We start from the raw sequence: 8,886 nt of genomic DNA, 5'->3' as shown, positions 1-8,886 counted from the left end.
GAGCGGGCGTCGGCCCCCGGACCCCCGGCGGGGGGAATGGGGCGTCGGCCCGAGGGGACGGGACACCCCCGGCGGGGGGAATGGGACGCCGGCCCGAAGGGACGGGACACCCCCGGCGGGACGCGGCACCCCCGGCGGGACCGGTCAGGCGGAGCGGTCCGCCACGGCCCACGCGGTCGCGGCGACGACACCGGCGGCGCCGACGACCGCCGGCCACGCTCCGACCTTCTTAGCCAGCGGATGCGCCCCCGCGAAGCCGGCGAGGTACAGCGCCCCCAGCCCGGCCGCCGCGGGTACCCCGCCGCGCTTGTGCCACTCGCGCCCGGCCACGAGCCCGGCGGCGCCGAGCACGACACCGCCCAGCGGCCGCTTCTTGGTCCAGCGGGCCACGGCGTAACCGCCGACCAGCCCTGCCGCCGCCACCGCGGAACTCGGTACCCGAGCCATCTCGAACTCCCTCACACGTCGTGTCTTCCGAAGAACTGCCCTGCACACGGGCGGCCCGGCCCGGCCCAGACGGCCGGCACCGCACCCACCCGTCAAACCTAACGCGGGCCCCTCGACGCCCGCCTGGCCCCCACCGCCCCGAGCACCAGCACCGCCCCGCCCACCACGGCGTCCGGCAGCGCCTCCCGTACCGCGCGCGGCAACAGCGCGACGGCCCCGAGGACGAGGAGGAAGGCGAGCGCGCACCGCCCCGCCGCCCGCAGCAGTGTGTCCGTGTTCACGGGTTGCTCAACGCCGCACCCCCATCCGCGACACGGACGACGCGGAGGCGATTTGTCGCACACTCGCCGCTTCTGCGCATCACCGGACGCGGGAACCTCCTGGGCGTAAATTCGGTCTTCCAGCAGGAATCCACCCAATCACCCCGGGAGTCGACACCGTGATCTCCTACGGACGCGCCGTCCTGGACCTCGAGGACGAGCTGGTCGACGTCTACGCCGAGGTCTTCTCCGCCGCGCCCTGGAACGAGTGCGAAGAAACCATTCGCCAGTTCTCCACCCGCCTCCAGACGGACGTCCGGCGCCAAGGGTTCCGTATGGCCTTCGCGCAGTCCGAGGCCGGCGTCGACGGGTTCGCCACCGGCTGGCTGACGCGGGACCCCTTCCCCCAGCACCGCGCGTACCCGCAGGTCGCCGCCCAGCTCGGAGCCGACCGGGTACGGGAGCTGCTCGTCGGGGCGCTGGAGATCGACGAGCTCGCCGTACGGGCCCACGCGCGCGGCCACGGCACCGGCCGGGCCCTCCTCGCGGAGATCACCGCGGACGCCCCGCAGCGCCGGGCCTGGCTGCTGACCTCGCGGCTCGCCACGGACACGGTGGCCACGTACCGCCGGCTCGGCTGGCACGAGGTGCCCGCGCTCCCCGGCACCCAGACGGGCGTCGTCGTCTTCCTGTCCCCGAACCACCCGGGGCGCCCCCGCTAGACCGGGTGCGCAGCGGGCATACCGTTCCTAGCGATGTCGGCCGGTGTTGGCCGGATCGCTGTAAACCGGGCTGGCCGGTTGTCTCCCCGAACGGTCTTGGGAAACGGGGAACAGCGCGAGCTGGTCGCTTCGGTCCCGGCAGGTCTTGATGCCCTGGTGGGGCGTGCCTGTGGTCCTCGGCGGGCTCGCGGTCCCGCACGCCCTCGGGCGGGGGACGGTCTGGCCGGTAGCTCTCCGCTGCACGATCCTCTGGTCGTGTGCGGTCACACCTGGCCGACGCCGTGCCCCGTGTCCGAGGGCGCGCCTGCCGATCGCCACTGCGGCCGCGTGGTGGCCGGTGACGACGACAGTCTTCGACTGCTCCTGGAGAGGCTGCTTCCAGTGCTGGCCGCCCCAGCGGGAGGTATAGGCGGGATCGACCGCAACGACGACAAGCCCCGCGTGGTGGGCCATACCGCGCACCCGTTCCCGAAAGCGGGCGGTGGGAAGTCCGGCGACCGTGCGGCGAAAGGCTTTGCCACGTCTGCCGCGCCCCATGGTTTCGCGGCCGGTGGCGCGGGCGTCGTCGAAACCGAGGTTCTCGATCGCCAGACCGGCGCAGCCGTTCGCCTTGGCGAGGTGGATGAGTTCGCTGACCGCCTGCCTCAGTCGTCCGTCGCGCTGTGATGTGGGTCCGGTCAGGTTGGCGGGGACGGTGAAGGGCCGGCCCACCGGGTTGCCGTGCGCGTCGATGACGCAGGCGGCGAGGTGGCCGGCGTTGAGGTCCACGGCCAGCATCCGCACACCGGCGGCGGCCAGCTCCACCGGGGTGGGCAGGACCGTTTGCGGGGTGGACCAGGACGCGTCGAGGTACCAGCGGCCGCGTTCGGGGCCGTGGGTGATGTCGTAGCGCACGGCCCGGTGGGCGGTGACCCGGTCCAGCCACTCCTCCCGGCGGTGGTTGAAGGTGACGGTGCAGGCGAGGCGATAGCGGCCACGGGGCGCGTTCGCCAGGTGCCGCAGGGGTTCGGGAAGCACGATCGTGACCGTGCCGTCGACCGGGTCCACGCTGATCGTGTAGTTCCCGTACGGCGCCCCGGACTCCCCGTCGGCGGTCAGGAACAGGCGGGCCGCCTCCCACCGCTCCCGCCACCCGGCCTCGCTTAGGCCGGCGTCAGTAAGGTGGTGCCGCACCTTCGCCAGACGACGGCCGCCTACGACGACCGCCGGACGCCCGGCCTCGATACGGGCCTCCACGACGGCCAGGCGCGCGATGAGCACCTGCAGCCGGCGCTGCTTCTGCGCGCGTTCAGCCTGGTTCAGGTAGCCCCGGACACCGCCCGCACGCTGCCCGCACGGCACCGCCAGACGCTGACGGATCTTGACAATAGACCGGCGCAGGGAGGCCCTCTCATCGAACAGACATCGCAGGGAGAGCTGGTACTGGTCCTCACTGGTGCGGGTGATCGCCCCCGCCCAGCGCGATGACGACACCTTCGTCAGCGCCCGCTTACGCTCCGCCCGCCGACTCTCCTTCACCGCCACCCTGCCGATCCGCACCCGCTCAGCCAGATCGGCACGGGCACACCCGCCCAGATGCTCGCCGACGACCCGCAAGACCCGTGCATCCTCGGCGGACAAGGACAAACGGTCCCTGATCCGCGCACCCGCAGGAGCGGATACGGTGAATGGCTCGGCCAGCGCGCGCAGTACACGCTTCGGCTCCCGCTTTCTCCTGCCGCGTGCCATCGGCCATCCCCTCCCCATCCCCTACAGCAGTACGGACGTTCCCCACTCAGACTGACGTCCCAACAAAGCCACCGCGCCTGCAACACCTCCCGTTCACCCATACGAGGAAGCTGGCCGCCAGTCACGGCCAACAATCGAATCAACTGCCGGCCACCCGCGGCATGATCACGCCCGGAACCGCCAAGGTGGCCCGCCGCCAGCTCGGCCTCGCCACCCGCCATCAGCTCACCGCCACCGCCGGGGTCCCCGACGGCACCGTCACCTCCCGCACCCGCCCCGGCGGCCCCTGCTGCCCCGCGTCTACCTCCTCCAGACGGGCCCGCCCGACCGCCGCCAACGGGCCCTGGCCGCGGTCCTGTACGCCGCCGAGCCGGCCGCGGACCCGCTCTCCGGCGAGACCGCCGCCCTCACCGGAGCCGCCACCCTCACCCTCCTCGGCATCCGCGACACCCCGCCCGCCCCGGCCGACGTCCTGATCCGCGCTCCGCGCCGCCTCTCCGGCACCCCGGAGGTCCGGCCCCTGACCACCGCCCGCTGGCCCCGCACCATCACCGTCTCGGGCGTCCCCAGCGCCCGCCCGGTCCGCGCCGCCGCCGACTTCGCCGCCCGCTGCCCGAGCCCCGACCGGATCCGCTCGGTCCTGGCCCAGGTCGTCCAGGCCGGCTGGTGCCACCCGCACGACCTCCACGCCGAACTCCGCAGCGCCCGCCTCCTGGCCCGCCCGGCGATCCGCGCCGCCGCCGGGGAACTCCTGGCCGGGGTCCGCTCGGTGGCCGAGGCCCGGGCCCGCGACGCCCTCACCGGCACCGGCCTCCCGGCCCCGCTGTGGAACGCCCGCCTCTACACCCCGGACGGCACCTTCCTGGCCAGCCCGGACGCCTACTGGCCCGACGAGGGCGTGGCCCTGGAGGTCGACTCGGCGGAGTACCACTACACGCGGGACGCCTGGCAGGCCACCCTCCGCCGCCGCCTCCGCCTGGAGGCCCACGGCATCCTGGTGGCCAGCGCGACCCCATCGATGATCCGCGACACCCCGAAGGAAGTCATCGAAGCCCTCCGCACCCTCCTGACCCTGGCCACCACCCGCCCCACCCCACCCACGGCAACAGCCCGCGGCCACGAGCAGCTCAGGCTCTTTCCGGGGGCGGGGTGATGGCATTCCACGGTGTGGCTAGTTGGTGATGGCGGAGTACGCCCACACGTCAGCTGGCATCTCGTGATGGAGGTTCCACTCGATCGCCATGGGCTTGCTACCGGTATGACGCACGTAATCGGCGGGCCCGAGCAGCATCCAGGCCTGCGGACCGCCGATGTCCGTCTTTTTGAAACGTCGGACGAAGAGCAGCACGTGCGAGCCGTTTTCTACGTGCTCCTGGTACCGCCTGCCGGTGGGGGAGCTTTCGGACGTTTGGTTCTGCGATTCCCAGTGGAAAAGGACCTCGTTCATCGCATAGTCCTTGTAGCGGGTCTGCGGAGAGAAGTCCTTCTCATCCTTTTCCAGGGTGATCAGGAGCGCGTCGGTCTGGATGCTTTCGCACCACTTCACGCCCTCCCGGAAGTGGCCCGGCATGAAACCTCCGATGACCGACTGGCCCAGGGCCGGCAGGATCTCCTCGCGGCTGTACGACGCGTGGACGGACAGCGGTAGCGAGGTGTGGTCCCCGGTCAGGGGCAGTGGCACGTGGTCGGCCAGGTTCAGCCCGTGGGCGAGTACCTGGCGCAGCTCACTACGGAAGGCGCATTGAGGGCGCAGGGAGTCGAACGCCTCTTGGTAGGTGGAGACGTTGGTGCCGAGTGGCCACAAGGAGAAGAAGAGCATGCGGGCGTAGGCCTTCCCGCGTTCATCGAGAGCCGCGTACTTGGGAGCGTTGTCCTCGAGCAGGGCGGTGTAGGCCTGTACCCGAGCCTGATCGTCCACGTGGAGGAACGCAGACACGCGCTTGAGTAGGGCGCCCTCGCCTTCCGGTGCCGGTGTGGTCAGCAGTCCGGACCTCCGCAGCAGCCCTGTCCACGAGTTTCCGTTCCCCCGGTAGATCTCCTTGATTTCGCGACCGCTCTCCTTGAGGTAGGCAGAGATGTTTACCTCGCGGTACGCGGCTACTTCCCGGGCGAGCTGCGTCACGTTGACGTTGATCTGGTTCCGGATGTTGGAGAGGATGTGTTCCTTTGCCTTTTGCTCGAGCAGGATCTGGCAGCCGGACGGTAGCTGCGGGAAGTCGCGTTCGATGCTGTTGATCAGCCGGTTTCTGGTCAAGTTGGTGAGTGCGCGGAACTGCTCTTCGAAGCGGAACTCCTTGCGGTGCTGACCGATGAAGTCGAGCACGGTCAGGACAGGCTTGTTTGCGCTGCGCCGCAAACCTCGCCCCAGCTGCTGCAAAAAGACGGTGGCGCTGGATGTCGGGCGGAGTAGGAGCAGGGTGTCTACATCGGGGACGTCGAGCCCCTCATTGAACAGATCAACGGAGAAGATGACGTTCAGCCTCCCCGCGCGGAGATCGTCAAGTGCTGCCTTGCGCGTGGGGCGTGGAGTCTCGCCTGACAGTGCGACTGCCTGGAACCCGGCCTGGTTGAAGAAGTCAGCCATGAACTGCGCGTGAGCGACAGAGACGCAGAATCCGAGGGCGCGCATCGCCTCGGGCGCTGTGTGTTTTTCCTGGAGTGCCCGGATGACCAGCCTGGCGCGCTCGTCGTTGCCAGTGAACACGCTGCTGAGGGCGGCGGCGTCGTAGTCCCCCCGTTTCCAGGCCACGGCGCTCATGTCGGTGTTGTCGCTGATGCCGAAGTAGTGGAATGGGCAGAGGAGGTCGTTCTCGAGGGCTTCCCACAACCTCATCTCTGCAGCGATCCGCCCGTCGAAGAATTCGTCCTGGATGGTGAGGCCGTCCATCCGTTCCGGCGTCGCCGTCAGGCCGAGGAGCTCGAGGGGTCTGAAGTGCTCGATGATCCTCCGGTAGGTGGGTGAGGTGCCGTGATGGAATTCGTCAATGACGATCACGTCGAAATGGCCGGCCGGGAGGCGGTCCAGTGCTCGCTCGTTCAGTGACTGTACGCTGGCGAAGACGTGGTTCCAGTTTTGTGGGATCTCGCCGCTGTAAAGCAACTCGCCGAAGTCTGCGTCATTGAGGATATTTTGGTATGTGCGGAGAGACTGGTCGAGTATCTCTTTACGGTGCGCGACGAAGAGGAGGCGCAGCTTACGGCCCAGTTTGAGCTGTAGCTGCTTGAAGTCGAGCGCAGCCATTACGGTCTTTCCGGTTCCCGTGGCGGCGACCAAGAGATTGCGATGGCGGTCGTGCACCGTACGCTCCACCTCAAGGCGCTCCAGCATGTCGCGCTGGTGTGGGAAGGGGTGCACCTCCAGGCCTGACAGGCTGATCACCCGCGCGGCATTGACGCCACCCGAGCTCCCTGCGATCTTCAGGGCTTCGTCCAGTCGCTGGGCGTCGCGATCAGGGTCGTAGGACTCGAAGGCCCGCTCACTCCAGTACGCGTCAAAGGTGGCCTCGAACTTGCGCAATACGTCGGGGGTGGCGATCCCGGAGAGGCGTACGTTCCATTCCAGGCCGTCCAGCAGCGCCGCTTTGGAAAGGTTGGAGCTGCCGACGTAAGCGGTGTCGAAACGTGAGTGACGGCGGAAGAGCCATGCCTTGGCGTGGAGGCGCGTCGACCGAAGCTCGTAATTGATCTTCACGTCGGCGTTGTACTCGCGGACCAGGCGATCCAGGGCGCGGCGCTCGGTGGCCCCGATGTACGTGGTGGTGATCACGCGGATGGGGACGCCGCGGGCCGCCGCCGCCTTCAGGGGCTTTTCGAGGATTCGGAGGCCTGTCCACTTCACGAACGCGCACAGGAGGTCGATCCGGTCAGCTGTTGTGAGCTCTGCGCGCAGCTCGGCTCCGAGACTCGGATCTTCCGGGGAGTTGGTGATGAGCGCGGTGTCGGAGAAAGGGGTTGAAGGGCGAATGACGTGAGCAGCAGCCGCCGCAGAGGGCGCCACCACGGCTGGCTCCGTGACGGCAAGTAGCTGACGTGGTCCTTCAGCGATGGGTCCGACCCACTCCCGAGCACCCTCATAGGCGCTCAGGGAGTGGAGGATCTCATTCGCCGCGCGGACCTGCTCGCCAGGGGGCAGCCTCTTGAGCACCTCACCGACGGCGTGGGCCACGTGCCGCGTCAGAACGTGCTGAGATGAGTCCACGCTCACATGACCGTCTATCACGACTGTTCCGCCGGCGATGAGCTCCCTGAGCTGTTCCTCCAACGCGGTCGTGATCAGCGTTTCATGCACGCCGATCACTGGCCTCGGCCCACTTGGACGCGCACCTGAAGACACGGAACCCCCACTCGTAAATGGATCATCGCCATGTCGGTTGTAGCAAGAGAAGCCGACAGCAGCTGCCGAATTACGACGTTGTGGTGTTCGATGAGGGGATTTTCCGGTCAGATGTTGGCTGGTTCAGTTCAGCGGTCCGCTCCGTGGCACTCCGCGTACGGCTTGCCTGAGGTGCACCAGCAAGGGGCTGTGGGGGTGGGGGGCCAGGGGGTGGCTTTGCCTCGGGCGGCCAGGGTGGTGGCGTATTCCGGGAGGAGGGCCGGGGAGGCCGGGGAGGTTTTCTCCGAGGCCGCGAAGGCTTCGTACGAGGGGACGCTGCCCGTCACGATGCCGAGGTTCGTGGTGCCGGAGGCCGCCAGGGCGCGGAGGGAGGATTCCACGGACTGGAGGTGGGCTTCCCGGGTGGGGTACTCCGTCGCGAGGGTGGGGTAGCTGGTGAGGAGCTCGGACAGTTCGCGGGCCGGCCAGTGCAGGATCGCCACCGGGAAGGGGCGGGACAGGGCGGCGCGGCGGTCGCCGAGTTCGGCGCGGAGGCGGGCGATCTCGGCGCGGAGTTCGGCCGGGTCGTCGGAGCCCAGGGCCCAGATGCGCTTCGGGTCGTGGAGCTCGTCCAGCGGGATCGGGCCGGTGTGGCGGGTGTCGGCGACCATGTCCCAGTCGTCGTGGGGGAGGCCGAGGAGCCTGCGGACGCGGTGGCGGCCCGTCAGGAGTGCGGTGGTGGCGTGGGTGAGGGGGGTGTCCTCCGAGGTGAGGAGGGCGGCCGCCTCGGTGAAGCACTCGTGGGAGGCCTCTAGTTCGTCGTGGGATTCGAGGGCCTCCGCGATGACCTCCCAGGGCGCCGGGTCCGCGGGGGCGGCGGCGCGGATGCCGGAGATCAGGGCGCGGGCCTCGGCCTCGTGGCCGTACTCCCACAGGTTCGCGGCCTGGAGGGCCTTGATCAGGTGGGGGTTGGCGGGGGAGGCGGAGAGGAGTTGGTCGTAGAGGGCGCTCGCGCGCTCCCGGGCGTCGGCCAGTTCGAGGTGGGCCGCGGCCTGGAGGAGCAAGGGCTCCTGGTCCTCGGGGTAGCGGGTCGCCGTGCGGATCAGACGCTCGGCTTCGGCAGTGTGCTCGGCAGGCGTGTCGGGGCGCATGGTTCACACCGTACTGCTGCTGGTCAGTTGAGGGGGGAGGTCTTAAGGTGCCCGCCGTGCGGGATCGCGTGCGGGTGGTGGTGCAGAGGGGCGGCCGGCCGGTGGGGCGGGCGGGTCTGGTGCGGCTGTTGTGGGTGGGCGGCGAGGTGCTCACGACGGTGGGTGTGGTGGTGGCGCTGCTGGTCGTGCACCAGGTGTGGTGGACGAACCGGCAGGCCGCGGCCGCCGCGCAGGAGCAGGTCCAGGTGTTGGAGGAGGGGTGGGGG

7 protein-coding genes and 1 pseudogene are annotated in these 8,886 nt (G+C 69.5%); 3 read left to right on the top strand and 5 right to left on the bottom strand.

What is annotated here, in order from left to right:
* Positions 1-144 precede the first annotated feature (144 nt).
* Positions 145-447 carry a hypothetical protein gene (locus SSNG_RS13180; RefSeq protein ID WP_042800947.1) on the bottom strand — a complete coding sequence of 101 codons (303 nt, stop codon included), beginning with the start codon at positions 445-447 and terminating at the stop codon, positions 145-147.
* Between the two features lie 98 nt (positions 448-545).
* Complete coding sequence (locus SSNG_RS39525) at positions 546-728, bottom strand: hypothetical protein (RefSeq protein WP_007264321.1); 183 nt, start codon at positions 726-728, stop codon at positions 546-548.
* A 158-nt stretch (positions 729-886) separates the two neighbouring features.
* Here SSNG_RS39525 and SSNG_RS13170 point away from each other — a divergent pair, with 158 nt between their 5' ends.
* Positions 887-1,429 (top strand): GNAT family N-acetyltransferase, encoded by a 543-nt coding sequence (locus tag SSNG_RS13170; RefSeq protein WP_206731294.1) that lies wholly within the window; start codon positions 887-889, stop codon positions 1,427-1,429.
* Between the two features lie 27 nt (positions 1,430-1,456).
* On the opposite strand, the gene SSNG_RS13165 is transcribed toward SSNG_RS13170, so the two are convergent.
* A complete protein-coding gene (locus tag SSNG_RS13165) occupies positions 1,457-3,157 on the bottom strand; it encodes a hypothetical protein (RefSeq protein WP_206731293.1) in 1,701 nt (566 codons plus the stop codon).
* 769 nt (positions 3,158-3,926) lie between these two features.
* Between SSNG_RS13165 and SSNG_RS13155 the strand changes: the two genes are divergently transcribed.
* Positions 3,927-4,310 carry a hypothetical protein gene (locus SSNG_RS13155; protein ID WP_042800945.1) on the top strand — a complete coding sequence of 128 codons (384 nt, stop codon included), beginning with the start codon at positions 3,927-3,929 and terminating at the stop codon, positions 4,308-4,310.
* Between the two features lie 18 nt (positions 4,311-4,328).
* Here SSNG_RS13155 and SSNG_RS13150 read toward each other — a convergent pair whose 3' ends face one another.
* Together SSNG_RS13150 and SSNG_RS13145 are read right to left on the bottom strand one after the other, a co-directional pair.
* A complete protein-coding gene (locus SSNG_RS13150; RefSeq protein WP_042800944.1) occupies positions 4,329-7,490 on the bottom strand; it encodes a DEAD/DEAH box helicase in 3,162 nt (1,053 codons plus the stop codon).
* Between the two features lie 128 nt (positions 7,491-7,618).
* Positions 7,619-8,620, bottom strand: coding sequence for an SEC-C domain-containing protein (locus SSNG_RS13145; RefSeq protein WP_007264317.1), 1,002 nt, complete (start codon positions 8,618-8,620; stop codon positions 7,619-7,621).
* Positions 8,621-8,676: 56 nt separating this feature from the next.
* On the opposite strand from SSNG_RS13145, the pseudogene SSNG_RS43735 reads away from it, so the two are divergent.
* Positions 8,677-8,886 (top strand): annotated as a pseudogene (locus SSNG_RS43735) (class E sortase); the annotation flags it as partial.

It is taken from the genome of Streptomyces sp. C, assembly GCF_000158895.1.
GTDB lineage: Bacteria > Actinomycetota > Actinomycetes > Streptomycetales > Streptomycetaceae > Streptomyces > Streptomyces racemochromogenes.
This window is presented reverse-complemented; position numbering and strand designations above follow the sequence as displayed.